The following is a 26,647-nucleotide window of genomic DNA, read 5'->3' on the forward strand; positions in this document are numbered from 1 at the left end:
TCCCCATTAATAAGGTAAGGCTCAATATCATAACTTTAAAGTGATTCATTAATTACCTGCCCCTTTCTATTCACCACAATTTAGACTTATTATCGCAGATGACGATTTATTTTCCAACATTTGTGTAAAAATAAGTAATATGTAGCTTGTCATATGTTATATGAATTACTCATTTTCCCTCTTAGAGTCGGCTTGATTTTGCGGTATACCGAAAATTTACATAAATAGCGCATCTGTTCGATTTTAGAATAGTTAGACATGTTAAAGTATTGTATATAATTGGTTTTATAGGAATATGAAGGGGGAGTATATATGGGTGGTTCTATCACTTATGACGAGGTTGCGATCAAACTGAATGAATGGTATTCAGCCATCAAAAAAGATCAAATAACTGATGCTGAATTTCTAAAAGCGGATGTTAAACGACTCTTTGACAGTATGGAGGAAAATCAAACTGTTTTATTATATTTTAGTCTTCTAGAATTTCGACATGACTTAATGCTAAGCTACCTCAAGCCTAAGTTATCTAGCCAAGAGTTAGATGAATATATGGTTCAGATAAATGAGCAGAAACATAAGATTGATCAATCACTTCACGAAGACAAAGATCAAATTGAAAAGATGTTAGATTTTTATTTTTGGTTTTTTAAAGGAATGCACGAATTTAGGAAAAAGCAATTTGACGAGGCGATCAGTTCTTATAAATCTGCTGAAAAAGTTCTCCTGGATATTGAAGACCCTACTGAAAAGGCTGAATTTTACTACAAATTATCAGAAGTGTACTACCACATAGATCAGTATCAAATTTCTGTCATGTATGCACATAAAGCATTGAGTCTATTTACAGAGCAACCATTAATGCAAGAAAAAATAGCCTGGTGTTATTCAGTCATCGCTGGAAATTATCTGTCTAAACTACAATACGCTGATGCACTTACTTACTTTGAAAAATCCCATTCTTTTGCACAGCAGACGAAAAACGAATACCTTATATCCTCTACGATCTTTAACTTAGGCAAGTGTTATTTCCACTTAGAAAAATATACAGATGCCCTGTCCCACTTTGATACTTCTTGTGAACTTTTTGAAAAGAATGAAACATCACATGTTCCAAAAGCCTATTTTAACAAGCTATACACCCTCTTGAAATTAGGACAGGTTGTTCCAGCAGCCGAAACATATGAGAAAGGAGTCTCGGCAGCCCAACAACTGAATGACAAAATTTATGAAGAAGAAATGAAATTTTTATATTGCCTTTATTTTCAATCTAAGACACCAAATGCGATCACAGAGTTAAAACGTTGTCTTGACAATATACAAAGCAAAAATCTTTACGAAGATGTGTACCAACTAGCTTTTGAAGCTGCGCAATACTATAATAAAAGTAGGCAGTTGGAAATTGCTGTCGTTTTTTATGAAAGAGCACTTGAAGCAAAGTCGTTAATTCAAGGAGGGGAATTGTTAAATGTTGAAGAGTAGAATTTTTGTTCCCATCATGCTTGTAACTGTAGCATTAGCGTTACCAATTTTTCATTCTGCTGCTGTCTCACATGAAGTGGCTGACAAAGTGATTACATCGAGTGTAGGGAAAGAAGCTGGAAATACAATATAAGATCAAAGAAACGGTTCTGTGACATCCATTGTCATAGAACCGTTTTTTTAACTAACTGCTTTTGTAAACAACTTAAATCAGTGGTACGATACTGAAAAACATATAATTATTCATTAGGGTTCTTCTTTCAAGGGGGCAAGACAAATGTCTTTCTGGATACTGACAACCATCCTTACAGTTATTATACTAGGTATCTCTTTAATCTTTAAAAAAAAGAAGTCATCTTTCCAGTATGGATTTCCATCAGTTTTAATGCTGGTAAGTATCATCTTATTGCTCATAAGCTTTTTTGTGGGAGGATGGGAAGGTTTAGGGTTAGGAGCGATCAGCGTTTCTTTGCTGATTGCGTCAGTTATCGCTTTAATTATTACAAGCATTTTGGGTTTGAGTTATTTTAGTGGTAAGAAACAAAAATAAAGCTCATGTTCGGGAACACAAGCTTTGGCTGGTTATTATGCTCTTTTATAGCGATCATACATATATCGAATGATTTTTGTGATGACAGTGGTACACATGCATAGAAAGGTCATAGCCACTACCCAATATATAATCGACAGGTCGAACCCAGTATAGGCAAATATGAAGATGGTTGAAGTTATAAATGTGATAATTAGCACCACATGAACCTTCTTAAAGATTAAATAGCCAATAATCCCCTAAGCCAAATACAACAATGGCAATGTGAATAACACAAGCCACATGGGTTCAAGATAATGTAAGTTAATTTACTCCACGCTCCTCGTCAGTTATTTTACAACTTCCAAGCTTGTCATTTCCCAATCTCTATCAGATTTTAGAGATATCTCTTTAGAGTCTTTGCTTTCAATATTATATTCAATAATTCTGCCAATAACTCCATCCTTATCTCTATCAAACATTCTTACCAATGCATAAATCTTACCGTCTAAAATCTTGACCTCTTCTAAACGTTCGTCATCTGATTTAAAATTAAGTGGAATTTTTTCAGATGATATCTCTTTGAAGTCTCTGTTGAATGTCTTGACTTCTCCTTCATAGGAAACTATCGTGACTCTATCCTTGTCTACATTGATCTTGTAGATAATGAATCCTTTATCCATTACTATTTCTCTCTTCTTATCGAGAGTTTTTTTGTCGAGTACAACCAACATCGATTCTTTCTTACTGTCAACGCCATCGTTTACGGCAAGAATTAATTCTTCATTGTTTAATGACTTCAAAGATTCATTATTGTCAGGAAAGAAGACTGAGTCGACGTCTAACTTTTTTCGTTTTTCTTTATGAGTTTTAGGGTCTATTGAAGACACTGTGACACTTTCATCATTACTGAGAATGGCATAGATTTTTTTGTCTTCAAATATAGCTGTTGTTAATTCTCCGTCTAATTCAACTTGATTTTTATCGTTGTCATCTTCATTCCAATATACTAATTCTCCTACTAAGCCATCCTCTGTAAAGCCAACGTTAATGTCGTGTATAACATACCCGTTAGAGTAGTTAATAAAGAATGCACCCTCGTCATCTGTAGACTTTGAAAGTGATTTTGTATTCAAAGGCTCTACCTTCCCAGTCTTCTTATTTAGAGATACATGATAATTAGACCTATTAGATGAAAAGTACATATTATTATCGCTCTGAGTAGATGAGGTAAATCCCACACAGTTTTTCATTCTAATACTCGACAATTTTTTTCCTTCGTTGTTATAGTTGACCACCTCGCATCCTCTATCCATTACCTGCGAATAAATGATAGCAAATTTACTATCTTTCATATTGCTCAATTCTCCCTTAGGAGAATCCCCCACAGCCTCCTCTTTCTTTGAACATGCTGTACATATTAATGCTATTGCGCAAGCTGATAAAAGTAACTTAAAGTATTTCATTCAATCATCTCCTTTCAATTTTAAACAAGCAAAGCAATCGGGGGAAATCCCCGACTGCTTATTAACTTACTTTTTATGATAAAAGACCTTCGTGTTGTTAGAGCTAACTAATTCCATCGGTGACACAACTGAATCTTTTTTATTATTGTCAATATCATGACCTTGATTTTTCCAAGCCTTCCAAGCTAATTGAGAGCAATAGAATTTTTTTGTAGTTTTCTTGTCAAAGAAGTTCAAATTGTATGGCTTCTTATCTTTAGCTTGTTTCTCGGCATACTTAGTTACATTTACATATTTGTTATTATTATACTTATTCACCCATAGCCCATATACCTTCTTTCTAGCACCCCATGTATTATTGTACTTTCTGACTCCATGCTGTTTAATTGGACTCCAAAGCTTATGCCAAGATTCTACTGTCTGTTTTTTTTCATTAGAGACAATTGCGGCATGTCCCAAGCCAATTACTTTATTTTTGTCTACTCGATCCAACATCTTGATGACTCGCTTGTAATAGCAACCTGTTTTCTCTACTTCTTCTCTTGAAACAACAATTACTAGGACTGGCTTCTTTTTGTCTTAGAAAACCAAGACAATGTCACCCTGTTGCATCTATCCTATTAGTCTTTTTAGAATATGTTACTTGAAAGGTTTGGGTTTAACCTTCAATTCCCCGTTCCTTTTCCAACAATGGAACGCTGTAATTGTATTTCTTTCATTGGTCATGTACAAACACTTCCTCTGCGCTTTTAAGGAAAATAGAGATTTACTCACTGCACAAAACAAAAAGAAGCAGGCTATCCCTTCCTGCTTCTTTTTCGCTCTTCTTTAGCTTTAGTAGTGATATTTCATACAGGTAGATTTCTACCTATACAAACTCATGATTCATCTCTTTTTTCTTGTTTGACATTCCTTATCTTTGATCGGCACCTTTTCTATCAAACGTGAAGGCGGCTGAAGAGCTCCCTTATTTATAGCATTGCGCTGTTTCTTGGTACTTATCAACCGGAAAATTCAATTTCACATCATACTGATCATCACTTGTAGAAGACGTAGACGTTTCCCTACTTGTTGAGCAGTTCAACGACCTGCTTCTCTTTGTAAATGCCATGTTTTCAGTTTCAGCATTGTTTCATTTCTACCACTGATCGAGATTGATTTATTTCCCGGGGAAGGAAAGTAACGAGCAGTCAATACTTCCCGGCCTCCGTTTACAAAAATCTCAATCGACGATGCATCGATAAAGATGTGAAGATCGTGTAATTCCTCTATTGCTACTTCTCGAACTTCTTTTGATCGATCTTCAAATCGATCTCGCTCTAGTGTCAGTTTGCCCTCATCTTTATCATAAATGATACGGGCTGCCGCTCGAATACAGCATTCAAACCCTTTTTGTGTATCAATTTGATCAATGAATAACTCTGCGCTCGTAATATCATCTACAGGAATCGATTGAACGGAGCGTTTGATATGGAAAATATGCTCTTGTTCGTTGGTTCTCATCGCCTGAAGCTCAGTGACTGGCTTTTGAATCAGATGTCCGTCATCATCTAAACGCAGCTCTCTCGGAATGGTGAGGCAGTGTATCCATTGATACGAAATCGTTGGGTGATGCTCTTCTCCTTGATCAGGCACTCCCATCCATCCGATTAGAAGGCGTCTGCCTGATTCGTCTAGAAAGGTTTGCTGCGCATAGAAGTCAAAGCCTCGGTCCAGCTCCTCAAATGCTCCGTGCGTATATTGATAAGTATGGTCATCCAATCTCCCAACAAAATAGCCTGATTGATGTGTATTATGATATTTTAAGCCATCCGGCTTGAGCCCCTGCGGCGACACAATCAATACATCCCGGCCATCTAATTCAAATAGATCTGGACATTCCCACATATAGCCGAAATCCTCTAATCCATTTTTCCCACTGCCTGCAATGATGCCTTGAAACGTCCAATTATCTAAAGTATCAGAGGTAAACAAGACGAGATTCCCTTTCAGATTCAGGCTTTGTGCACCTAGAACCATGTACCACTGGCCATTTCGCTTCCATACTTTCGGATCACGAAAATGGGCGGTGAATCCATCTGGCAGCGTCGCCACGACTCCTTTTTTCTGAAAATGAATGCCATCCTCTGAAACAGCTAAACATTGATACGTCTCGCGGTTCCCTTGTTCATCGCGAACGTTGCCAGTGTACATCACATACATATGTCCATCGTCAATGACTGCACTGCCAGAATAACAGCCGTTTTGATCAAACCAATCACTTGGCGCAAGGGCGGCTTCCTCGTGCTGCCAATTTACTAGATCTGTGGATGTGTAATGGCCCCAAAATTTTGCGCCGTGACCCGTTTCGAATGGCTGCCACTGATAAAAAACGTGGTAAACGCCTTTCCACTGAATCAACCCATTCGGGTCATTTAAAAGACCTACTGGCGGCATTAAATGAAAATGCTGGCGGTACACATCTTTTTTCACCAAATGCTCGTAGTTTCGAATACGTTCTGCTACCTTTTGACGAAGTACTGCGTCAGTTGTTGTCATGACTGTGACCACTCCTTGATTATTTTTCGACTTCTTTTACTTTAAAGATGATGGTAAGAGTAAATGAAACAGCAACAGCGATTAACATACCAATCACATAATTCACCACATTTTGCACACCGAATGGCGCTGCAATAGCAATCATCGGAATCCCCGTTAAACCATAGGCGTTGGCGGCTACCTTTGTGAAGACAACAAATGCCCCGCCTAATGCGCCTCCGATCATCGCGGCAATAAACGGTTTACGATAGCGGAGGTTGACACCGAATATAACAGGCTCGGTAATCCCTAGGAAAGCTGAGAAGGCTGCAGGAAGTGCAATTTCTTTTGTTTTCGCGCGTTTCGCTAAGAAAAAGACTGCCAAGCCTGCCCCGCCTTGCGCTACGTTGGACATCGCCCAAATTGGCAGCAAATAGTTCCGCCCAATATCATTCAGCAGTCCTGCTTCAATCGCATGGAAGCTATGATGAACCCCTGTGAGCACAATGAGAGAGTAGGCTCCTCCGAAAATAAGTCCTGCTAAGAACCCTGCGTGATCATAAATAAATGTCAGTGCATTCGAAATTCCTGTACCGAGCATTCTTCCAAGCGGTCCAACAGCAATAAACGTCACAAATCCAGTCACAATCACCGTCACAAATGGGGTCACAAGTAAATCAATACTGTTCGGAACCACTTTTCTTAAATACTTTTCAACAAGGCACATGATGTACACAGTCAATAACACTGGAATGACTGTTCCTTGGTAACCAAGAAGAGCAATATCAAAATTGAATAAATGCATATACTCTGGTTTCGCATCCGTCAGTCCCCACGGGTTGAGCAGGTTCGGGTGAATCATAATCCCCCCAATAACGGCTCCTAAATACGGATTTCCACCAAACTCTTTCGCTGCACTGACACCAATTAAAATCGGTAAAATGATAAAGGCTGCACTTGAGAACATATCAAGCATTTGGAAGATCGCGGAGCTTGGGTCAGCCCATTTGAAGGCTTTCATCATGCCTAAAAGCCCCATTAATAAACCGCTTGCAACAATGGCTGGAATGATCGGTACAAAAATATTTGACAACGTCTTTGCAAAACGTGCAAGTGGATTCATTTTTTGTTTCACTGCTTCATCATGGCTGACAGGTTTTTCTTTCTCGTCGTCTGTCTCAAGGCCGGTCTCACGAGCAAATGGTTCATATACTTTGTTGACCGCTCCCGTTCCAAAAATGATTTGGAATTGCCCCGAGCTTGAGAAAGCCCCCTTTACCCCTTCAAGTTCCTCAATGGCATCTTTGTCAATCAGTTCCTCATCTTTCATCACCAATCTGAGTCTTGTTGCACAATGCGTGGCACTGATGACATTTTTCTTGCCGCCTAATAGTTCTGTTAATTCTTTGGCTGTTTTTTGATAATCCATGTTGTCTCCTCCTTTTTTAAAACAAAAAAGACCTAAAATTCACTAACGATAAAAGGACATACACGTCCCCTCGTTACGCAAATTTTAGGTCTTGCCTGCCTGACAGTCACAATCCCGCGATATCAAGTTTTGATTACGCTTTCATCATAGTATAAGAGCGTCACGTGCGTCAACCTCTTTTTTCGAATCTATTGACCCATATACACTATTTAAAGTAGTGTGCATAAAAAAAAGCCTGCATGCAGGCACAACCACTAAACCAATTCGGCATCCTGCAGACGCTGGACATGCAGCGTGATGTAGCCGATCTCCGATTCAGGGAGATGAAGTTCATATTCATTTTTTAACAATTCAGCGAGTCCACGTGCACACTGGTAAGCCAAATCATACTTTGTTTGGATAAAACTCAGCATGTCATCGTCCATGATTTGAAATGCCTCATTTGATTCCAACCTGCCTAATGCATACCTCAAATGTGTCACAAGTCGCTGATAGGAAATACTATCCTCATCAATTGAATGCTGAAAATAGCTTTCTATATGCTCGATCATTTCTTTGATCATCGTTGTATATTTCACGGTTTTTTTCATAGACTCCGTATTCATTTTGGCCGTATGAATATGGAGTGCCACATACCCTGCCTCATCGTCCGGCAGTTCAACCCCAAGCCGATCCTTTACATAACGAATGGCATACTTTCCAATTTCATATTCCTGCTTATATAAGACTTTGATCTCACCAAGCAATTTATTATATAGCACAATGCCCTTTTGAATGCGCTCAATGGCAAAGGATAAATGGTCAGTCAGTGATATGTGGATATGATCACTAAGCGGCATCATCAGTTCACCCTCTGCATAACTGATGATATGCTCTGCCACCTCAATATGCGCTTCGGGCAATGTCGCAAGAATTTGTTTGAATTTCTCATTTTCTTCACGCACAACAAAGATTTTCTCTATTTTTTGAACGGGAATGACGTCATTTTTCCCCTTCTGAAAAGCAATTCCGGGCCCCATCACAATTTTCTCCTGATCACCCTCCTTTACAATCACCGCATTGTTATTCAATATCTTATATATCTTCAAGGGGTATCCTCTCCCACTAGATAACGTTTCTTATGTGGGATTTTACCCTGTTTCATCTCCCATGTAAAGGTAAGAGCGGACCAGCACGCGCCTCTCTCGTCGTCTTCTCATCAAGCATCATCAGACTTTGCTTAAATGGTTTCTCTGACCTGCGCTTCTTGTTCTTTTCTTCTGCCAGCTTCTCTAGCTCTCTCTCGTTCACGACTTGAAAGAAACGATCATCCACCGCAGCCGCCTGAAAACGTTGCTGCTTCATCATCACACCAGGATTCACAAGCACATTCATCATGAAACCAAACCATACACTCAACCAGTTTCTGAATTTCCTCACCGAACATCCCTCCGCTTTTCTTAGAATCTAGCAGTTCTAGCAAAACAACTGCTCCTATCATATCCCGAGAAAAAAGAGAGGTTTGTCACAATCTGGGTGAAAAAACAAACTAGTTTTCAGAAGTTTTGTTGAAAAGTGCAGAAGATCATCATGTACGAGGATGTTTGAATAAAAATTTTATACACACTATATCCAAAAGATAAGCACACCTTATCAACAGGGTTTATCCACATATCAACACCCCATTACTAGATTTTGTGTATGAGATTTTTTTGTTTTCCATATATATATCTAAATAATTGAGTTATCAACAGGAGTTTGTGTATAAGTGAGACTTTATAAACAAAATAGTTCTTTATAACTATGTAAAATAAGACCATTTTAGTAAAGGAATTGTTTTCATCGTATTGAATACTTAATAACGGGCAGTGAATCTTTCCTATTTATCCACAAAAAGAAAGGCTATCTCCCTAAAAACACAGCTAGAAAGGGGAAAATTAATGAAAAAGGTCATCTCTCGTTCTTCTGTTCTATTGTTCTCCACTATTTTTATTTTATCCACATTCTTTACAGGTCAACAGGCTAGTGCCGCTCCATCAAACAAACAGGTGGAACTGGAAAAAGCAGAAATCTTCGGTGAAATCAATGTCAATTCTAGAAAACACACCACTGTCATTGTTGAATTAAAGGAAAAATCCTTAGTTGAAGCAAAGCAAGAAGGCAAAGCTCAAACAAAGGCCTCCCTCAAAAAATCTCGAACAAAAGTAAAAAATGAAGCACTCAAAGAAATTGATAAAGCGAGTGTTCGTCAAGAATACGAAAAAGTCTTCTCTGGTTTCTCGATGAAACTTCCTGCAAACGAAATTCCGAAGCTGCTCGCAGTTGACGGAGTAAAAGCCGTTTATCCGGATGTTACATATCAAACAGATGAAGTGAAAAAAGAAAGCATCCAGCTTCCAAACGAAGATGTCTCCCCCTTTATGGATAAAAGCGCTCCATTTATCGGTGCCCCAAAAGCTTGGGATGCCGGCTACTCTGGAAAAGGGGTAAAAGTCGCTGTCATTGATACTGGAGTAGACTATACCCACCCTGATTTAAAAGGAAACTTCGGTTTATACAAAGGCTATGATTTTGTTGATAATGATTATTCTCCGCAAGAGACACCTAAAGGAGACCCTAGAGGTGAATCGACAGACCATGGCACACACGTCGCAGGAACAATTGCTGCCAATGGACAAATTAAAGGTGTCGCAAAGGATGCCTCACTTCTTGCGTACCGTGTACTTGGACCAGGCGGTTCTGGGACGACTGAAAACGTCCTTGCAGGCATCGACCGTGCTGTTACTGATGGAGCAGATGTCATGAACCTCTCTCTCGGAAATAGTGTGAATAATCCTGATTATGCTACAAGCATCGCACTCGATTGGGCCATGTCTGAAGGCGTTGTCGCTGTCACATCAAATGGAAACAGCGGTCCGAACAGCTGGACAGTCGGATCTCCCGGCACGTCAAGAGATGCAATATCTGTCGGAGCAACTCAGCTTCCTTACAGCCTTTACAATGTGAAATTCCCGAACTATTCTACTGCAAAAGTGATGGGCTACTACCAAGAGAGTGATTTAAAAGCACTTGACCAAAAACAAGTCACACTCGTCCATGCAGGTATCGGTGACGAAAAAGCATTTGAAGACATCGATGTGAAAGGAAAGGTTGCCGTGATCGAACGAGGAGCCATTGCCTTTGTTGATAAAGTCGACAATGCAAAAGCTGCTGGTGCAATCGGCGTTGTGATGTATAACAACACCGATGGAGAAATTCCAGTCGATGTACCGAGTCTTGCTCTTCCTACGATTAAGCTTTCAAAAGCTGAAGGAACGGCGCTTGTCAAAGCCATTGAGGCTGGAGACAATACAACGACTTTCTCCATTCAATTTGTCAAAGAACTTAGTGAGCAAGTCGCTGACTTCTCATCTCGTGGACCAGTTGTGGATACGTGGATGATTAAACCTGATTTATCAGCGCCAGGCGTCAGCATTGTGAGTACAATCCCAACGCATGATCCTTCTCAGCCTTACGGATATGGCTCAAAGCAAGGGACAAGCATGGCTTCACCGCATGTGGCAGGGGTTGCAGCGATCATGAAGCAAGCAAAACCATCTTACTCAACAGAACAAATCAAAGCATTACTCATGAATACAGCAGAAAAACTATTTGACGCAAACGGCAGCCCATTCCCTCACAACACACAAGGGACAGGCAGTGTTCGAATCATTGAATCACTCCAAGCGTCATCTATCGTTTCTGATGCGAGTTATTCTTACGGCACTTTCTTGAAAGAAAAAGGCGTTCAAATCAAAACAAAGAAATTCAAGGTAGAAAACCTTTCAAAAGCACCGAAAACGTATACCATTGATTACAAATTCGATGGCAGCGGCATCAGCACAAATGGAACGAAAAAAATCACTGTCAAAGGGAATTCCACTGGGTCCTTTACTTCCGCGGTACAAGTGAAATATGGTAAAACGAAAAAAGGAACGTACCAAGGCAGCATTACCCTTCGCGAAAATGGCAGAAAGGTCACAGAGATTCCGACTTTATTGATTGTAAAAGAGCCTGATTATCCTCGCGTCACTTCGGTTTCTGTAGAGCCGGATAACCGTGCTGGAAGCTATGTCATTAGCAGCTATCTGCCTGGCGGAGCTGAAAACCTTGCATTCCTCGTCTACTCGACAGATGGAGAGTATTTAGGTGAAGCAGGTGTTTATCAACATGTTGATAAAGGAGAACACCGCGTAAAATGGAATGGCACAATTAATCAAGGTCAAAAGCTCGAATCTGGTGAGTATACAATGCTTGCGTATGCAAGTTTGAAAGGGAAATCCGACACTGTTCAAACGAAGGAACCTTTCGATATTTATCCTGAATAAATGTGAATCACAAGAAAAGCCTTGTATGAGTGGATCGCTCATCAAGGCTTTTCGATCATATATGGAGGAAAGAGAGATTGATGTTGATATTGCTATGGATCGTTTCTTTTTTTATTGCTTTTTTTCTAACGATCACCTTGGTGTATTTTTTCACCCTTTTATATGCGAACCATCCTCGTCCTTTTCATCAAGCATGCGAGCTGACGGTCTATGTGTCCTTCATTTACCCGCTTAGTTTGCTGGTGACAGCCACATTTATTTTCATCATGATGCTCCTCTTCCCTATCTACCGGCTGCGTGGACGGTAAACAGACATACATACGTTATGCATCAAAGGCTTCTTTTAATAAACGATAAGATGTGAGCCGGTCTTGCATGCGGTGAGTGATGGTCACGGCGATCACTTCATCTGTACGATAAGCCTTCGTTAGTGCCGTCAGCTGTTTTTTCACAGAAGATGGCGTTCCAACCACCATCCTTTGACGATTGGCAGCCACTCGTTTTTGTTCATATGGACTATAGGAATAAGCCTGTGCCTTTTCATATGAAGGAAAGCCCCCGAGGTTTTGCCCCTGTTCATTGGCAAGTAAGGATAAATCTAAGCTGACTGCCAGTTTTTCTGCCTGTTCCTCTGTTTCAGCACATAAAACGAAGACCGCCAGACTAACGCGCGGCTCATCACCGAATGCTGAAGGTTCGAACCGGTTGATATATTGCTCCACAGAATCTTCTCCGCCTTCGCCATTGATAAATAGCGCAAACGTATAGCCTGCACCTGCTTTCGCCGCAAGTCTTGCACTTCCTCCAGAGGAACCAAGCATCCATACCTCTGGTGCAGTCTCTACCTTCGGAGAAGCGGTTAAATGAGGCAGTGGATAAAATTCATCTGCTAGGTCGTGTAAATAGACCTTCAGCTCTTCTACCTGCTCAGGATATTGATCACCTAGACGTTTTCGTTCACCATGATGAAGAGCTATGGAGGAAATGGGCATACCACCAGGAGCACGTCCAATCCCAAGATCGATTCTGCCAGGAGCGAGTGCTTCAAGAACCCTGAAGTTCTCTGCTACTTTATAGGCGCTATAGTGAGGCAGCATCACACCGCCTGAGCCAATACGTATTTGTGACGTAACGGCTGATAGATGACCGAGAAGCACCTCTGGGCTCGATCCTGCAAGCCGGTTTGAAAAGTGATGCTCTGATACCCAAAAACGGTGATAGCCCCACTTCTCTGCCTGCTTTGCCAATTCAACCGTTTGCTTTAAGGCTTCAGCAGGTGTTGCATCTCCAATCAAAGGAGATTGATCCAGTATACTTAATTTCATCTTACTGCACCTCTTACAGAAATCCCCCTCTCTCAATCGAAAGGGGGATTTCTTATTTATTTTCGATTAAAGCCCTTCTCTTTCACAAATTCCCCAAGGAAGGCACGCTTTGGCTGACTAAAGCCGCGAAGCATCTGCTTAGACCAAGTATCTGTTCTCTCTCCGTTTGTTCGTTCTTCATAATATGATGAAATACGGTCATCGTATTCTTTTAAATAACGATCCACATGCGCTTCATCTTGCTGATATGAATTTTCATGATAAATGAGTTCAACTGGCATTCGTTCCTTTTGTGACGATTGACTCGCTGGATGTCCGACAACCAGACCAAATAACGGCAGCACATATGATGGCGTTTCAAGCAAATCAGAGACTTCTCTCAGTTGATTACGCAGACCGCCTATATAGCAGATCCCAAGTCCCATTGATTCTGCGGCTATACTCATATTTTGCGCAGCGAGCGCTGTATCAATGACGCTAATGAGAAAGGCTTCTGTATTCTCAAGCGCCTCCTGATGATTCTTCCCTGCTTTTTTTGCAATATCATCATGGCGTTTCAAGTCTGCACAGAAGACAAAGAAATGCCCATTCTTCTCAACGTATGGCTGATTCCCAGCCAGTTCAGCAAGCTTGGCCTTCTTCTCCTGATCTGTCACACCAATAATACTGTACGCCTGTACATAGCTTGATGTCGAAGCAGCCTGTGCACTTTTAATAAGTGTCAGCACCTCTTCTTCGGTCAAACGCTCGTCTGTAAACGAACGGATGGACCGATGATTTAATATCGTTTCTATCGTTTTGTTCAATTCGAAGACCTCCTTCACTTCTACTATCATAAGGCAAAGCCATATGGCTTTTCAAAAATTAAAACTCGAATGAAAAAAGACAGTCTATGCTTAGACTGCCCTTACCCGTTTTATTTAAATAAATAACTTTGGTATTTCGTTAATTGAACACTTGCATTATAAGCAATCCCGAATCCAATGAGAACAGATAAAACAGAGCTTCCTCCGAAGCTGATAAATAGGAGCGGAATTCCTGTTACAGGCATCACGCCTATGTTCATCCCAATGTTCTGGAACGTATGGATCACAATAAGTGCTGTATATCCCACACAAAAGAATGACGCAAATCGGCTATAAGGATGGATACGGTCAATCAGCACGACAAGCCGGTAGATCAAGAAGAAGAACATGATCACAACAAACGCACAGCCGATAAACCCAAAGGCTTCTCCTATAATGGAGAAAATCATATCTGTTTGTGCTTCTGGGACATAGACCTTTAAGTTTTTAACCCCATTCCCAAAAATCTGTCCAGCACCAATAGCCATAATGGCCTGGTCTACTTGGTATTTATCAGACCCCGACGCATCCTGAGTCTGCGCTTGGTTGGTTGACGTTGAACTATCAGGTAGCCAAGCGGTAATCCGGTTAATCTGATACTGCTGAATACCAATTGTTTTCGCAACATCAGGGAAAAGTATGATCACGGCTAACACAGCGGCAACTAAAAGCACAACAACGGAACCGATGAGAGAAATCAGCTTCCAATTGACCCCTGATAAAAACACCATCACAACGACAATAAACATACAGACAGCTGCCGTACCTGCATCCTGTAAGAAAATCAGTCCAACTGGAACAGCTGCCACCCCGGCAATTTTTAATAGAAGGAAGATATCATCTTCTAATGTCCGTTTTCCTCTAGGGCTTGACTTGCCAATAACAGATGCGAGCATCATAATCAAACCAATTTTCATGAACTCTGAGGGCTGAAGTGTTCCAACCCCCGGTATCACAAACCAGCTTTTTGCACCATTTTTAATTGGAGCAAAATCATGACCTCCGATTTGTGCAGGAGCGACTTTCAGAAAGAGTAACAACAGGATGCCGCCTATAAAAATATAGAGACTTAGCTTCTCTAATTGCTCCAAATCAAAGTAATTTATGGCTACGATACATATAACTCCGACCATGTAATAAATAATCTGTCTGGTCCATGCATTAGATCCATACTGCCCAAATTGACCCGCAGCATAAATCGCAATGACACTGATGGCAAAGAAGGCTAAAAATATAAAAATTAAATCCCCTTGATAGTACGGAGATGTATTCTGCTTGTTCATGAACTAACCACCCTTATTACAAAACATAAAAGCCCTTATTTATATTAGATTGAAATTTTCACAAAAGCAACTCACCTTAAATATGACGGAAGATACATCCGAAAGGTTCCAATCATTTTTCAAAAAATGAAATACTTTTCATCCTAACAATAGGAAAAAATTCCTCTATACTCTTTCCATTCAACCGATCACGAGTCCTTTAAAAAGATTATTTTACAGATATTAAGGGGAAAATTCAATGACCTATGTGGCGATATGACAAGCAATTATCAAGTCAGCATAAGTTTTATGAAGAGAAAAGGAAAAAGCCACTTTCTACGGAATAAGGCCCATTTTCCAATTATTGAGTTTACTTCAAAGTCAATTGTGGTATAATACTTGTAACAAAATGTTCACAATATCTCCTAAAAACAGACACAATTGCATCCTGACCTCTCATTTGAATTGAACATCAACTTACAAAGGAGTTGGATACGATGGATATGTTCTTTGCGTACCTATGTATTGCAACGGCTACACCCCTGTTTTTATGGCTTGAAAACAGAAAAATTGCGCTAGCTTCAATTCCACCCATTATGATTATGTGGATTTTCTTCGGTCTTTACATGACAAGCAGTTTATCTCCAGCAGGACATACCTTCATGATCGCATTCTTTGCCATTAACGTCATTTTGGCACATATTGCAGCGTTCCTCATTTATGGACTTCCATTCATTCGCAAAAGATTCAGTAGCACCAGATAAATAACGCACCACTTATTGGAGACGTTATCAACATCATGATAAAAACCACTCACCTTTGAGAGATGAGTGGTTTTTTATTATTTCTCTGAATGCTCCGATTGCTTTGGCGCAGAAGGTGAATAACCGTCTTTGCTGTTCTCTCCGTGGCTGTAGTGAGCCGCAAAGATCCAAACAGATCCGATAACGAAGATAATCGCACAAAACAGACCAAACAATGTATTTCCGACTTGAACAGTTCCGTTCTCGCTTTCTGTCATGTGCATAAACATGAATAGCTGCAAGAACGCTTGAATGAAGGCAAAACCAAAGATAATCCAAAGTTTTGCAGAACTGCCAATTTCAGCTCCAATGGCAATCCAGAATGCTAAGATCGTTAGCACGATGGATAGGATGAAGCCAACTACGTGTTTCCAAGGGAAGTGTTCGTGCTCTGCTGAGGAATTTGTTTTTCCAGCCATATCACAAAAGCCCCCCTAATCCGATCAAGTAAACAGCTGTGAAGATGAAAATCCATACTACATCAAGGAAATGCCAGTATAGACTTGAGATAAAAATCTTCGATGCTGTTTGTGGAGTTAATCCACGTTTTTTAATTTGGAACAAGACCCCGGTAATCCAGAAGATACCGATGGATACGTGTAGTCCGTGAGTTCCTAAGAGTACAAAGAATGCAGACCAATACGCACTTGTATGAATGCTCGCGCCCTCATGTACATAATGGAAGAACTCGAAAATCTCAAAGCCAACGAAGCCTGCACCTAGAAGCAGTGTCAGAATCGTCCAAATGACAACCCCTTTTGTACTTCCACGGCGCATTTCATGAACGGCAATCCCACATGTAAATGAACTAACCAATAGCAGGAATGTCATGATCAATACAAGCTTCATATCAAACAGCTCAGCTGGTAAAACGCCGCCAGCTGTTCTGCCATGAAGAACAAAGTAGGTCGCAAAAAGTGTTGAGAATAACACGATTTCCGCGCCAAGGAATATCCAGAAACCAAGGATGTTTAAACGTCCCGTTTCAGACTGATATTCAAGCGGTGCATTTGCATAGCTGCTATCATTATGTCCCATTACTTCTGCGCCTCCTTATTCTTTTTCTCTGTTTCAATCACTTCTTCAACAGGAATATAGTAGCCATCGTCGTATTCGAATGAACGTAAAATCATCGTTGCAAATACACCGATTAAGCCAATAACGCCAATCCAGTACCATTCAAATACAAGACCGAATGCACCAAGTCCGAAGAATGCAGACATGATAAGCGGTCTGCCTGAATTGTGCGGCATGTGAATTTTCTTGAATTCTTTTTCAGGATGAACGTCTACATTGTTTTGCTTCCAATGATGGAATGCATCTGGTGTTGTCACTTCTGGAAGTGCTGCAAAGTTATAATGCGGCGGAATTGCAGAAGATGTCGCCCAGTCAAGAGTACGTCCCTCTCCCCAGCTGTCTCCAGACACTTCACGCTTCGCGTGTCTCCAGCTGTAGTAAATGTTGTAGCAAAGGATGATGAATCCGACACCCATCATAAATGCACCAATTGTTGAGATAAAGTTTAGTGCAGTCCAGCCATCTTCTGGTCCATACGTATAAATACGTCTTGGCATTCCTTGCAGTCCTAAGAAGTACTGCGGGAAGAAACAGATGTTAAATCCGATCATGAATACCCAGAAGAACCATTTGCCGATTCTTTCGTTTAACTTGTAACCAAACATTTTTGGATACCAGAAAACAAGACCAGCAAAACAAGCAAACACAGTACCTGCGATTAATACATAGTGGAAGTGGGATACAAGGAAGTACGTGTTATGGTACTGGTAATCCGCAGCTGCCATCGCAAGCATAACCCCAGTGACACCACCGATAACGAAGTTCGGGATGAAACCAAGTGCCCAAAGCATTGGTGAAGTAAAGCTGATACGGCCTCGATACATCGTAAAGAGCCAGTTAAAGATTTTCACACCTGTTGGTACAGAAATTGCCATTGTTGTAATCGAGAAGAATGAGTTAACCGCTGCACTGTTCCCCATTGTAAAGAAGTGGTGAACCCACACAAGGAAACTAAGAACAGAGATTGCCACAATCGATACAACCATCGCTTTGTAACCAAACAACTGTTTTCTTGAGAACGTCGCAAAGATTTCTGAGAAAATACCGAAAGCCGGCAGGATCACGATATATACCTCAGGATGTCCCCAAATCCAGAAAAGGTTCGCCCAAAGCATTGGCATACCGCCTGCTTCGAGTGTAAAGAATGCAGAACCGAATAAACGATCAAATGTCATAAGTGCTAAAGCAACTGTTAGTACAGGGAATGCGAATACGATGATGACAGACGTGATCAATGTTGTCCATGTAAACATTGGCATACGCATAAGCGTCATACCTTTTGTACGCATTTTTAAGATGGTCACCATGAAGTTAATACCAGTCATAAGTGTACCAATACCTGCAATTTGGAGCCCGAGCAAGTAATAGTTCTGTCCAGGTCCTGGTGAGAAATCATTTCCGGCGAGCGGCATGTAACTCGTCCAGCCTGCACTTGGTGATCCTCCAATGACGAAGGAAATGTTGAACAGCATCGCTCCGACCATAAATGTCCAGAAGCTCAGGTTGTTCAAATAAGGGAATGCAACGTCACGTGCACCAATTTGAAGAGGTACAACGACGTTGATTAAACCAATTAAAAATGGCATCGCCATGAATAGAATCATGATCGTACCATGCGTTGTGAAAATTTCATTATAGTGGTTGGAATCTAAAAACGTATTATTAGGAAGCGCCAGCTGTGCGCGCATCATCAGTCCGTCTACCCCACCGCGGAAGAACATAATCACAGCAGCAAGGATATACATGATCCCAAGCTTTTTATGATCAACTGATGTTAGCCATTCTTTCCAAAGCCATTTCCACTTTTTAAAGTAGGTTAAAACAAATACGATAGCAATGGAAGTAAGAGCGATAGAAATTTGCGCACCAAGAATTAATGGGTCTCCAGTTACAAAAAACTCATCCCATTTCAAATGCATAACGGCCTCCTCCTTTCCTTAGTCAGTTTATTCATTATCTAGTTTTCTTTTATAGTTCTTCACATTCTCGAAAGGATCTGTTTTGGAATGCGGAGAAACTGATTGGTAACCTAAACGTTTGCGTGCTTGGAGTGCGTATTCAGAATCCTCTCCATGCTTCGCAAAGGATAAATGTGTTGATGAGAATGTCTGCACATCTGCAGCATCAGGAAGCATCAAGTAGTCATACGTTTTCTTCGTTAACTTTGGTGCTTCTTTTTTCGTTTTGCTTACCCATTTATCATAGTCAGACTGCTTCATCGCATTGACTTTGAATTTTTGCTGAGCAAAGCCCTCGCCTGTGAAGTTGGCGTTTCTTCCTTCATATGTGCCAACTTGATCAGCTTGAAGATATTGTTCCATCTCCATTCCAGCCATCGCATACTTCTCCCCGCCTAGCTGAGGAATCCATAGTGATGCCATTGTATCAGCAGAAGTGATTTTGAATAAAACCGGCTGATCTTTTGGAATGTTTAAGTAGTTCACTGTCTCAATATTTTCCTCTGGATAGCTAAAGATCCATTTCCAATCAACAGCTGTAGCATAAACGACAAGAGGATCTTTATGGCTTGTTGCTTGAGGTGCCTCTTCCAAAGAGTAAATTGTTTTTACAGTTGGAACTGAAAGGGCAGCAACGATTAATATTGGGATCACTGTCCAGATAACTTCTAGAAGCGTATTCCCGTGTAGTTCTGGATTATAAGAGGCGTTTCCAACGTCCTTACGCTCACGGTATTTTACCAAAATGATGGTAAACAGTACAAATACCGCACCAACGATAAAGAGCATGAATCCGATGGATAAAAGGATTAAGTCTTTTTGTTGTGCTGCGACAGGTCCTTTAGGATCTAAAACAGCGATATTGCTGCAACCTCCTAATAAAAAAACACTCACGAGCATCGCTAATAAAAGCATAGGTTTAATGGCTCTGAACAAGAAGATCACCATCCTTCCTTAGATAATGTATATATTGCTGAATAATTGTGAAAAGCCATCTGCCTTCGAAAACTTTTCTTCCCTTTGTAATGCTATCAAAATCTGTTAGAGTTAGCTTCCCTTTTTTCAAAAGTTCATTTATTTTTCAACAGATTTCTATTAAAATGTCATAAATTCGACATAAATTTATATTATTGCACACACAATAAATTTCTAGGATTTTGAAAAGTTGAGAGTTGAAGGCAAAGGACAAACAATCAAGAACTTTGTCAAATTTAGGTTTACCACAATAAAAAAGTTTGGTCAAATTTCAATTTAACTTAATGAAATTTTATCTAGGTAAACAATTTCAAAATAGGTATCCCCACATTTAACAAAAACCTTACTCATTTTAACGCAAGTTCACAAGAAAAGAAAGTATCGATCCTCTGTGTATACGCTGTAAGAATTGGTAATGATGCTGAATTAGTGGAATCTCGCTAAAGACTTCCAGCAAAAAACCGGCTCAGCGCCGGCACTCTGCATTTATTCATCTCTCACTAAGATGTCAGGTCGTCTATAGATCTTCCCTTCATGTTCAATGTCCATGTACGTCCACTTGCCTGTATACGTTAAAAAGCGGTTGCCCTCTTTTTCTACAACAATCGTATCCTCTGATTTCAGTCCAGGCAATGAAGGGTTCCATGTAAACACTTGATGAAGCTGAATTTCTTCCTTCGATGAGGGAACAGCAATGATTTCCCTAGATACAAATCCCGTCTTTCCCCCTTGATGAAGCTTTTTCCAGCTATCAGGGAAGCCCTCTTTTTCGTACTGAGCAATACCTGCTTTCAGAACATCACCTAATGTTTCCCCAGGACGTGTAGCGGCATTCATGACCGTGTCAATTCGTGCTAGCCGCTCTTTGTTCTCTTCAAGCTCCTTCGGAAGCTGACCAAAGTAAACAGACCTTGTAACATTTGCAACGAGCCCGTGCCGCTCCGCGCAGAGAACAACAAGCGCGTGCTTTTGAAGAGCTTTATCTGTTGGAATCGGGTGACGATATTGATGGATCCGGTCATCCGTTGCCACAAGCAGGACTTCTATCGTCATCCCTTGCGCAATGGCTCTTTGAGCAACAAGCGAAGCAATCTCGTGCTCGGTCTGCCCTGGAACGATTTCTTGACAGACACTTTCTACAATGACCGCTGTTTCATGACAGAGCGTTTCATATTGTCTGAGCTGTGAGGCAGTTAGGATCGAGCGAATATTCGACAAATCCGGTTCGATCCATTCGAATCCATCCATTTGAATGTCCGTCCCAATTCGTTTACCTTTTGTGAGTTCTTGAATGTATGGGGTCTCATCCTCATACCAATCCATTGTGACCACTTGAAACGGATGATCGACGTACGCCATTTCCTCTTCAATGATCCGCTTTTCTTCCATTTGATTCACAATGAGAACGAGGTCGTCTTTTAAGACGAGCAGCTGGCACACGCCCTCTGGCGTATTTAACACAATATGATTCCTTCTTCCGCCTGTCAGCCAGGAGAAGTTATTTCGCTTTTGAATCAAAACACCTTCAAGCTGCTTTACTTCCATTAGTTCTCTTACTTGTTCAATCATCTAATCACCTGCCTATTTGAAGTGTTTGAATGAAACGGTTAAAAGCTATTTTCCCTTGCTCAGTTCTTTTAAACACACCTGCCTGCGAGAGAATTCGAGAAAAAATAAAGCCAATTTCTTTTTGTAAAATGGTTTCGGTATTGTTCTCTGTAAAGGAATTCTCTTCAAGCAGCCGCTTCGCCCAAGCCTCGTGCTTCATGATAGCAGGACGGGCTTTGATTTCTTCAAGTGGATTTTCGGATAGCAAAGCCTCTTTTAATTGGCTTATTTCCTCTGCTAATCTACCAGGAAGCACAGCAAGGCCCATGACTTCAATTAATCCGATATTCTCTTTTTTAATATGGTGGACTTCTTCGTGCGGATGGAAAATGCCGTCCGGGTGCTGCTTGTTTGTACGGTTATTACGAAGCACTAAATCTAATTCATAGTCATCCCCGTGGCGCCTCGCAATAGGTGTAATGGTGTTGTGAGGTGTCTCTCCTGTATGAGCGATGACCCCCACCTCTTCATCTGAATACAGTTTCCACTCATGTAAGATAAAGTCTGCTGCGTCTGCGAGCGACTGCCGCTCACTGCTTCGAAGGCGGATCACAGACATCGGCCATTTCACAATACCAGCTCGCACACCTGGAAAGGCATTGAGAGAAAAGACCTCTTCCATCTCTGCTTTTGCCATCGGAAATTCATGTGCACCGCCCTGAAAATGGTCATGACTTAATATACTGCCACCGACAATCGGAAGGTCGGCGTTCGACCCGATGAAATAGTGCGGGTATATAGATATGAAGGAAAGCAGTCGTTCAAAGGTCTTTTTGGTGATGCTCATTGGCTCATGTTTGCCTTTGAACACTATACAGTGCTCGTTGTAATACACATAAGGTGAAAATTGCAGAAACCACGATTCACCTGAGAGTGACACAGGAATAATCCGATGATTCTGTCTCGCTGGATGGTTAATCCGTCCCTCGAACCCAACGTTTTCTTTACAAAGGAGACAAAGAGGATATTGCTTTTGGCTGAGCTTCTTGGCTTCAGCGATGGCTTTGGGGTCCTTTTCCGGCTTCGATAGATTAATGGTGATCTCTAGCACACCATCTTCTGTTCGTGTAAACCACTGTACATTTTTGGCGATCCTGCCTGTATGAATGTAGTGTGCATGCTGCTGCATCTCATAGAACCAGCTCGTAGCTGCCTTCGGTCCTCCCTGCTGACGTTTTTCCTCAAACTTCGCATAGATGACACTTGGAGGTGCCACCAAGCAGCCCATGATTTTCGCATCTAGTAAATCACGATACGTATCCGTCCCCTCAGGAATAAGTTCTGTTTCTACTGCCCAATCGAGCATCGGCATTAAGATGTCTTCAAGGTCTTCTTCTCCTGAGACTGTTCTTGCTTCCGCTTCATCGAGTCTGAGCACCTCAAGCAGTCGATTTCTCGTATATTCGATATCTAGTGATGTTATCAGCTCTTTATTCATCCCGTATTGAATCAGCTGTTCCAGCTTTTCAAAAATATCAATCGCCATTCCCTCTGTCCCCTCTCTTGCCTGCCTTTACGTTTTATTCACTTTGGTAGCCATCTGGATGCTTCTGAAACCAATCCCACGCACTCTGAATGATCGTGTGAATGTCAGCATATTGAGGTGTCCATCCCAATTCTTGCAGTGCTTTTTCAGAAGAAGCAATCAGCTTTGCTGGATCTCCCGCGCGCCTTTTTGCCACTTGTGCAGGGATGGCATGCCCCGTGACTTTTCTGACGGCTTCTACGACCTGCTTCACGGAGAACCCTGTTCCATTCCCTAAATTGTAGGTCGCACTGCCTTTTCCAGCACGCAGCCGGTCAACAGCTAAGATGTGTGCCTCTACTAAATCCATCACATGAATGTAATCTCTAATACACGTGCCATCCTCTGTCTCATAATCATCACCGTAAATCATGATTTGATCCCGTTTTCCTAAAGCAACTTGCAGAATAATTGGAATGAGATGCGTCTCAGGCTGATGATCCTCTCCGACAAGTCCTTCTGTATGGGCACCAGCTACATTAAAGTAGCGAAGTACTACGTATTCTATTCCATACGCTTGCTCAGACCACTTCAGCATTTTTTCAATGGCTAGTTTCGTTTCTCCATAAGGATTCGTTGGGTTCGTTTCATCCGTTTCAACGATCGGCACCCGCTTCGGTTCACCGTATGCAGCAGCAGTGGAAGAAAAGACGATGAGTTTCACATCAAATTCATTCATGACTTGTAGTAAAGTAGTTGCTCCGCCGACGTTGTTGTTATAGTACTTAAGCGGGTCTGTTACACTCTCCCCAACAAGTGAATCTGCCGCAAAGTGCATGACCGCTTCTATTTGATGCGTTTTGAACACCTGTCTTAAAAAGGCGTGATCTCGTAAATCACCCTCCTCTAAGACAGCTCCTTCCAAAACAGCTTCTTTGTGGCCTGTCTGCAAATTATCCACTACCACTACTCGTTCGCCTTTCGCTAAAAGAGCCGCCACTGCATGACTGCCTATGTACCCTGCTCCTCCACAAACTAAAATTGTCATCACACTTCCCCCTTTGTGAGTTCTCTTGCGCCGCCTCCAATTCCAGCTGTGTAAAAAGAGGCTTGAATCCCTGTTTTCTCTTGATATATCGCACCAGTTTCTTCTATAAATGAATCTAGCAGCTCTTCTTTCACGATGCTGATCGTACATCCGCCAAAGCCTGCACCTGTCATACGGGAGCCAATCGTCCCCGGGTGCCGCCAAGCTGCTTCAACCAGTGCATCTAGTTCAAGTCCTGTTACTTCATAATCATTCTTTAAAGAAAGATGAGAAGCCTTCATGAGCCCACCTAGTTCTTCCATTTTATCATCTTTCAGAAAATTTACTGCTTTCATCGTCCGCTCGTTTTCCGTCACGACATGTCTTGCTCGTTTGCGGCAGACGTCATCTTCAATCAAGTGGGCAACCCTCGCAAATTCATCCGCAGTGAGCTCACATAAGTGGGCAATGTCGTTTTCTTTCTGAAGATCATTTAAAGCGGATTGACACTCTGCCCGGCGCTCATTGTATTTGGAATCAGCCAGTGTCCGTTTTTTGTTTGTATTGGCGATGACAAGCGCAAGTCCCTCTTGCCGAAACGGACTATATTCAAAGGCAAGGGTGTCACAATTGAGCAAAATGGCGTGATCTTCTTTTCCAAGGGCAATCGAAAACTGATCCATGATCCCGCAATTGACACCAATAAATTCATTCTCTGCACGCTGTGAAAGGAGGGCAAGTTGGACATTTGAAACGCTGAATGAATGCCATTCATTGATGAGAACAGCGGTAACAAGCTCAATGGAGGCAGAGGAAGACAGGCCTGCACCATTTGGAATATTGCCACTGTACACAATGTCAAAGCCTTCTTCTATCTTCATTCCTGCTTCGATAAACTGTTTGAACACACCCTTCGGATAATTTGCCCAGCCGTCCGATTCTACGTAAGCGATTTCAAAAAGATTGAATTCTTTCACACCATCGCGATCAAAGTTCAAGGAATACATTCTCACGCGGCCATCTGACCGCTTCGCACAAGCAGCATACGTCCCGAGAGTAAGCGCGCATGGAAACACATGTCCTCCATTGTAATCTGTATGTTCACCAATCAAGTTCACTCTTCCTGGGGCAAAAAAGTAGCGAAGTTCCTCTCTATCTCCAAATTGCTGGTGAAATGCCGCGCGTAACGTATCGATCATATCCATTCCCCTTTTCTCTTCTGATACTTTTTATTTTAGTTGTCCCAGCAGCATCAGTTCAATGGTAAAAAAATCGTTAAAAAATACCCTTTTTTTGCTGTGAATGGTACGATGTGATATGAGGTGTAACATGATTCTAAATAGAAAAAGGTTGTTTTTTGCTGTGAAGGAGGGTTTCCAATTTGAAGAAAGAAGCATTTGCATTTCGTTTTCACCATTCTGATGTGACATTGCCAGCACAAATCTGGTCTGTTGGCTGGGAAGTTCAATCTTCTTCGTTATATAGCTGGAATGGCGTGGAGCGGAAGGATCAGGGCAAGTGCATCTTTCAGCTCACACTGTCTGGACATGGCATGATTGAAATCGGAGAGAAACGTTTCAAAGTATTGCCGGGTCAGGCCTTTCTCGTGAAAAGCCCAAGTGCCTACCAATATTATTTTCCAGAAGACAGTGAGCATTGGGAATTTCTTTATTTAACGCTTTACGGGGAAGCCTGCGATCTTTGCTTTGACCAATTTATTGACCAAGGAAAGCAGGTCATGCGTTTTCATCCGAATTCCAGACCTATCCGCCTGCTCAAGACCATTTATGATGAAGCCAGTGAAAGACGGATTACCAATCCATTTGAGGGGTCTAGCCTTGCTTATCAATTTGTCATGGAACTGTATTCATATTTGCCAAAGCTTGAGGGACAAATGGAGAAATGGCCCGAGCCTATCGTTCAAGCGGCATTGTTTGCCAGCCATCATTTTCACGAGGAAATTGGCCCGGACGATATGGCAGCTGCGGCACGTTTATCCAAAAGTCATTTTACGAGGGAATTCAAAAAGGCCACTGGCTTCACACCTATTCACTATCTAACCAATATTCGGTTAGAAAAGGCGGAAACGTTATTGAAAACAACAAAATACTCGATTGAAGAAATCGCCATACAGTGCGGCTACAGAAATGCGAATTACTTGAATAAAGTCTTTCGAAAGAAAATCGGCATGTCTCCAAAGCAACTGCGGGAAACAAGCGATGCATAATAAAAAGCAGCCGCTTTCACAATTGGCTGCTTCTTTTACGCTTTCGTCAGGTCAACATGAATTCTCCCTTGTCTTAAAACAATGGTCATTTGCGTGTCAGGTGTCATTAAGTTTTCCAAAATGTCCGTTGCTGTTTGAAGCGCAATGTCCATTCGGTTGATCTTTTCCTTTTCTTGTTCCGAAAACGCTTCTGGATGTGCGGTCATTTCTTTGACTAGCCTCAGCACTTGTTCATGCTGCTTTTCTGTTTGCTGATATATGACATCATATAATTCGTCTGGCCTGCTGCTCATTTCATATCACCTATCT

The 26,647-nt window shown here is 41.4% G+C and carries 25 protein-coding genes; 7 read left to right on the forward strand and 18 right to left on the reverse strand.

Features of this window, described 5'->3' with window-relative positions; translation table 11 throughout:
* The first annotated feature begins 312 nt into the window (after positions 1 to 312).
* The 3 genes from MHB79_RS17535 (at position 313) to MHB79_RS17545 (ending at position 2,029) form a co-directional block, all read left to right on the forward strand.
* A complete protein-coding gene (locus tag MHB79_RS17535; RefSeq protein ID WP_340866595.1) occupies positions 313 to 1,479 on the forward strand; it encodes a Rap family tetratricopeptide repeat protein in 1,167 nt (388 codons plus the stop codon).
* Positions 1,466 to 1,612: a hypothetical protein gene (locus MHB79_RS17540; RefSeq protein ID WP_170965961.1), complete on the forward strand. Its 147-nt coding sequence runs from the start codon at positions 1,466 to 1,468 to the stop codon at positions 1,610 to 1,612. The genes MHB79_RS17535 and MHB79_RS17540 overlap by 14 nt, the downstream gene beginning before the upstream one ends.
* 144 nt (positions 1,613 to 1,756) lie before the next feature.
* A complete protein-coding gene (locus MHB79_RS17545) occupies positions 1,757 to 2,029 on the forward strand; it encodes a YesK family protein (RefSeq protein WP_137054222.1) in 273 nt (90 codons plus the stop codon).
* A 329-nt stretch (positions 2,030 to 2,358) separates the two neighbouring features.
* Here MHB79_RS17545 and MHB79_RS17555 read toward each other — a convergent pair whose 3' ends face one another.
* From MHB79_RS17555 to MHB79_RS17580, 6 genes are all read right to left on the reverse strand, one after another.
* The gene (locus MHB79_RS17555) at positions 2,359 to 3,474 is read right to left on the reverse strand and encodes a hypothetical protein (RefSeq protein WP_050944505.1); all 1,116 of its coding nucleotides are present in this window, start codon (positions 3,472 to 3,474) and stop codon (positions 2,359 to 2,361) included.
* A gap of 66 nt (positions 3,475 to 3,540) precedes the next feature.
* Positions 3,541 to 3,969, reverse strand: a complete 429-nt coding sequence (locus MHB79_RS17560; RefSeq protein WP_340990373.1) for a hypothetical protein — start codon at positions 3,967 to 3,969, stop codon at positions 3,541 to 3,543.
* 585 nt (positions 3,970 to 4,554) lie between these two features.
* Entirely contained in the window at positions 4,555 to 6,012 is a 1,458-nt protein-coding gene (locus MHB79_RS17565; RefSeq protein WP_310026247.1) for a sucrose-6-phosphate hydrolase, read from the reverse strand.
* Positions 6,013 to 6,031: 19 nt separating this feature from the next.
* Complete coding sequence (locus MHB79_RS17570) at positions 6,032 to 7,420, reverse strand: sucrose-specific PTS transporter subunit IIBC (RefSeq protein ID WP_212045684.1); 1,389 nt, start codon at positions 7,418 to 7,420, stop codon at positions 6,032 to 6,034.
* 254 nt (positions 7,421 to 7,674) lie between these two features.
* Positions 7,675 to 8,508, reverse strand: coding sequence for a PRD domain-containing protein (locus MHB79_RS17575; protein WP_050944508.1), 834 nt, complete (start codon positions 8,506 to 8,508; stop codon positions 7,675 to 7,677).
* Between the two features lie 52 nt (positions 8,509 to 8,560).
* Positions 8,561 to 8,839 carry a hypothetical protein gene (locus MHB79_RS17580; protein ID WP_050944509.1) on the reverse strand — a complete coding sequence of 93 codons (279 nt, stop codon included), beginning with the start codon at positions 8,837 to 8,839 and terminating at the stop codon, positions 8,561 to 8,563.
* Positions 8,840 to 9,339: 500 nt separating this feature from the next.
* Between MHB79_RS17580 and MHB79_RS17585 the strand changes: the two genes are divergently transcribed.
* Positions 9,340 to 11,766, forward strand: coding sequence for a S8 family peptidase (locus MHB79_RS17585; RefSeq protein ID WP_340990374.1), 2,427 nt, complete (start codon positions 9,340 to 9,342; stop codon positions 11,764 to 11,766).
* Between the two features lie 80 nt (positions 11,767 to 11,846).
* On the forward strand, positions 11,847 to 12,074 hold the full coding sequence (locus tag MHB79_RS17590) for a hypothetical protein (RefSeq protein ID WP_340990639.1): 228 nt from the start codon (positions 11,847 to 11,849) through the stop codon (positions 12,072 to 12,074).
* A gap of 15 nt (positions 12,075 to 12,089) precedes the next feature.
* On the opposite strand, the gene MHB79_RS17595 is transcribed toward MHB79_RS17590, so the two are convergent.
* The 3 genes from MHB79_RS17595 to MHB79_RS17605 form a co-directional block, all read right to left on the reverse strand.
* Complete coding sequence (locus MHB79_RS17595; protein WP_340990375.1) at positions 12,090 to 13,091, reverse strand: LLM class flavin-dependent oxidoreductase; 1,002 nt, start codon at positions 13,089 to 13,091, stop codon at positions 12,090 to 12,092.
* A gap of 56 nt (positions 13,092 to 13,147) precedes the next feature.
* Positions 13,148 to 13,897, reverse strand: a complete 750-nt coding sequence (gene nfsA / locus MHB79_RS17600) for an oxygen-insensitive NADPH nitroreductase (RefSeq protein WP_340990377.1) — start codon at positions 13,895 to 13,897, stop codon at positions 13,148 to 13,150.
* A gap of 110 nt (positions 13,898 to 14,007) precedes the next feature.
* Positions 14,008 to 15,219 carry an FtsW/RodA/SpoVE family cell cycle protein gene (locus MHB79_RS17605; protein ID WP_003214578.1) on the reverse strand — a complete coding sequence of 404 codons (1,212 nt, stop codon included), beginning with the start codon at positions 15,217 to 15,219 and terminating at the stop codon, positions 14,008 to 14,010.
* A gap of 476 nt (positions 15,220 to 15,695) precedes the next feature.
* On the opposite strand from MHB79_RS17605, the gene MHB79_RS17610 reads away from it, so the two are divergent.
* The gene (locus MHB79_RS17610; protein ID WP_003215279.1) at positions 15,696 to 15,962 is read left to right on the forward strand and encodes a spore morphogenesis/germination protein YwcE; all 267 of its coding nucleotides are present in this window, start codon (positions 15,696 to 15,698) and stop codon (positions 15,960 to 15,962) included.
* 77 nt (positions 15,963 to 16,039) lie between these two features.
* Here MHB79_RS17610 and qoxD read toward each other — a convergent pair whose 3' ends face one another.
* From qoxD to MHB79_RS17650, 8 genes are all read right to left on the reverse strand, one after another.
* Positions 16,040 to 16,420 carry a cytochrome aa3 quinol oxidase subunit IV gene (gene qoxD, locus MHB79_RS17615; protein ID WP_003215204.1) on the reverse strand — a complete coding sequence of 127 codons (381 nt, stop codon included), beginning with the start codon at positions 16,418 to 16,420 and terminating at the stop codon, positions 16,040 to 16,042.
* A gap of 1 nt (position 16,421) precedes the next feature.
* Positions 16,422 to 17,039, reverse strand: a complete 618-nt coding sequence (gene qoxC, locus MHB79_RS17620) for a cytochrome aa3 quinol oxidase subunit III (protein ID WP_003214975.1) — start codon at positions 17,037 to 17,039, stop codon at positions 16,422 to 16,424.
* A complete protein-coding gene (gene qoxB / locus MHB79_RS17625) occupies positions 17,039 to 18,997 on the reverse strand; it encodes a cytochrome aa3 quinol oxidase subunit I (RefSeq protein WP_003215069.1) in 1,959 nt (652 codons plus the stop codon). Before qoxB ends, qoxC begins: the two co-directional genes overlap by 1 nt.
* A 27-nt stretch (positions 18,998 to 19,024) precedes the next feature.
* Positions 19,025 to 19,981, reverse strand: a complete 957-nt coding sequence (gene qoxA, locus MHB79_RS17630; RefSeq protein ID WP_095117964.1) for a cytochrome aa3 quinol oxidase subunit II — start codon at positions 19,979 to 19,981, stop codon at positions 19,025 to 19,027.
* 516 nt (positions 19,982 to 20,497) lie between these two features.
* Positions 20,498 to 21,580: a M24 family metallopeptidase gene (locus tag MHB79_RS17635; RefSeq protein WP_212045688.1), complete on the reverse strand. Its 1,083-nt coding sequence runs from the start codon at positions 21,578 to 21,580 to the stop codon at positions 20,498 to 20,500.
* 4 nt (positions 21,581 to 21,584) lie between these two features.
* Positions 21,585 to 23,105, reverse strand: coding sequence for a UDP-glucose--hexose-1-phosphate uridylyltransferase (gene galT / locus MHB79_RS17640; protein WP_340990382.1), 1,521 nt, complete (start codon positions 23,103 to 23,105; stop codon positions 21,585 to 21,587).
* A 34-nt stretch (positions 23,106 to 23,139) separates the two neighbouring features.
* Positions 23,140 to 24,132, reverse strand: coding sequence for a UDP-glucose 4-epimerase GalE (gene galE / locus MHB79_RS17645; RefSeq protein ID WP_340990383.1), 993 nt, complete (start codon positions 24,130 to 24,132; stop codon positions 23,140 to 23,142).
* Positions 24,132 to 25,310: a galactokinase gene (locus MHB79_RS17650; RefSeq protein ID WP_445661256.1), complete on the reverse strand. Its 1,179-nt coding sequence runs from the start codon at positions 25,308 to 25,310 to the stop codon at positions 24,132 to 24,134. The genes galE and MHB79_RS17650 overlap by 1 nt, the downstream gene beginning before the upstream one ends.
* A gap of 182 nt (positions 25,311 to 25,492) precedes the next feature.
* Between MHB79_RS17650 and MHB79_RS17655 the strand changes: the two genes are divergently transcribed.
* The gene (locus MHB79_RS17655; RefSeq protein WP_003214606.1) at positions 25,493 to 26,338 is read left to right on the forward strand and encodes an AraC family transcriptional regulator; all 846 of its coding nucleotides are present in this window, start codon (positions 25,493 to 25,495) and stop codon (positions 26,336 to 26,338) included.
* A 35-nt stretch (positions 26,339 to 26,373) separates the two neighbouring features.
* On the opposite strand, the gene MHB79_RS17660 is transcribed toward MHB79_RS17655, so the two are convergent.
* Positions 26,374 to 26,631: a hypothetical protein gene (locus MHB79_RS17660; RefSeq protein ID WP_003215318.1), complete on the reverse strand. Its 258-nt coding sequence runs from the start codon at positions 26,629 to 26,631 to the stop codon at positions 26,374 to 26,376.
* Positions 26,632 to 26,647 lie beyond the last annotated feature (16 nt).

The organism is Bacillus sp. FSL M7-0558 (assembly GCF_038003245.1).
Taxonomy (GTDB): domain Bacteria; phylum Bacillota; class Bacilli; order Bacillales; family Bacillaceae; genus Bacillus; species Bacillus pumilus.

What these genes read in the sequence shown, in the direction of transcription:
- MHB79_RS17610 (WP_003215279.1), top strand. Translation starts at nt 15,696, where the DNA reads ATGGATATGTTCTTTGCGTACCTATGTATTGCAACGGCTACACCCCTG.
- MHB79_RS17535 (WP_340866595.1), top strand. Translation starts at nt 313, where the DNA reads ATGGGTGGTTCTATCACTTATGACGAGGTTGCGATCAAACTGAATGAA.
- galT (WP_340990382.1), bottom strand. Translation starts at nt 23,105, where the DNA reads ATGGCGATTGATATTTTTGAAAAGCTGGAACAGCTGATTCAATACGGG.
- qoxC (WP_003214975.1), bottom strand. Translation starts at nt 17,039, where the DNA reads ATGGGACATAATGATAGCAGCTATGCAAATGCACCGCTTGAATATCAG.
- qoxD (WP_003215204.1), bottom strand. Translation starts at nt 16,420, where the DNA reads ATGGCTGGAAAAACAAATTCCTCAGCAGAGCACGAACACTTCCCTTGG.
- MHB79_RS17570 (WP_212045684.1), bottom strand. Translation starts at nt 7,420, where the DNA reads ATGGATTATCAAAAAACAGCCAAAGAATTAACAGAACTATTAGGCGGC.
- MHB79_RS17545 (WP_137054222.1), top strand. Translation starts at nt 1,757, where the DNA reads ATGTCTTTCTGGATACTGACAACCATCCTTACAGTTATTATACTAGGT.
- MHB79_RS17635 (WP_212045688.1), bottom strand. Translation starts at nt 21,580, where the DNA reads ATGATTGAACAAGTAAGAGAACTAATGGAAGTAAAGCAGCTTGAAGGT.
- MHB79_RS17590 (WP_340990639.1), top strand. Translation starts at nt 11,847, where the DNA reads ATGTTGATATTGCTATGGATCGTTTCTTTTTTTATTGCTTTTTTTCTA.
- MHB79_RS17585 (WP_340990374.1), top strand. Translation starts at nt 9,340, where the DNA reads ATGAAAAAGGTCATCTCTCGTTCTTCTGTTCTATTGTTCTCCACTATT.
- MHB79_RS17595 (WP_340990375.1), bottom strand. Translation starts at nt 13,091, where the DNA reads ATGAAATTAAGTATACTGGATCAATCTCCTTTGATTGGAGATGCAACA.
- MHB79_RS17555 (WP_050944505.1), bottom strand. Translation starts at nt 3,474, where the DNA reads ATGAAATACTTTAAGTTACTTTTATCAGCTTGCGCAATAGCATTAATA.
- galE (WP_340990383.1), bottom strand. Translation starts at nt 24,132, where the DNA reads ATGACAATTTTAGTTTGTGGAGGAGCAGGGTACATAGGCAGTCATGCA.
- MHB79_RS17605 (WP_003214578.1), bottom strand. Translation starts at nt 15,219, where the DNA reads ATGAACAAGCAGAATACATCTCCGTACTATCAAGGGGATTTAATTTTT.
- qoxB (WP_003215069.1), bottom strand. Translation starts at nt 18,997, where the DNA reads ATGCATTTGAAATGGGATGAGTTTTTTGTAACTGGAGACCCATTAATT.
- MHB79_RS17565 (WP_310026247.1), bottom strand. Translation starts at nt 6,012, where the DNA reads ATGACAACAACTGACGCAGTACTTCGTCAAAAGGTAGCAGAACGTATT.
- MHB79_RS17540 (WP_170965961.1), top strand. Translation starts at nt 1,466, where the DNA reads ATGTTGAAGAGTAGAATTTTTGTTCCCATCATGCTTGTAACTGTAGCA.
- MHB79_RS17650 (WP_445661256.1), bottom strand. Translation starts at nt 25,310, where the DNA reads ATGATCGATACGTTACGCGCGGCATTTCACCAGCAATTTGGAGATAGA.
- MHB79_RS17660 (WP_003215318.1), bottom strand. Translation starts at nt 26,631, where the DNA reads ATGAGCAGCAGGCCAGACGAATTATATGATGTCATATATCAGCAAACA.
- MHB79_RS17560 (WP_340990373.1), bottom strand. Translation starts at nt 3,969, where the DNA reads ATGTTGGATCGAGTAGACAAAAATAAAGTAATTGGCTTGGGACATGCC.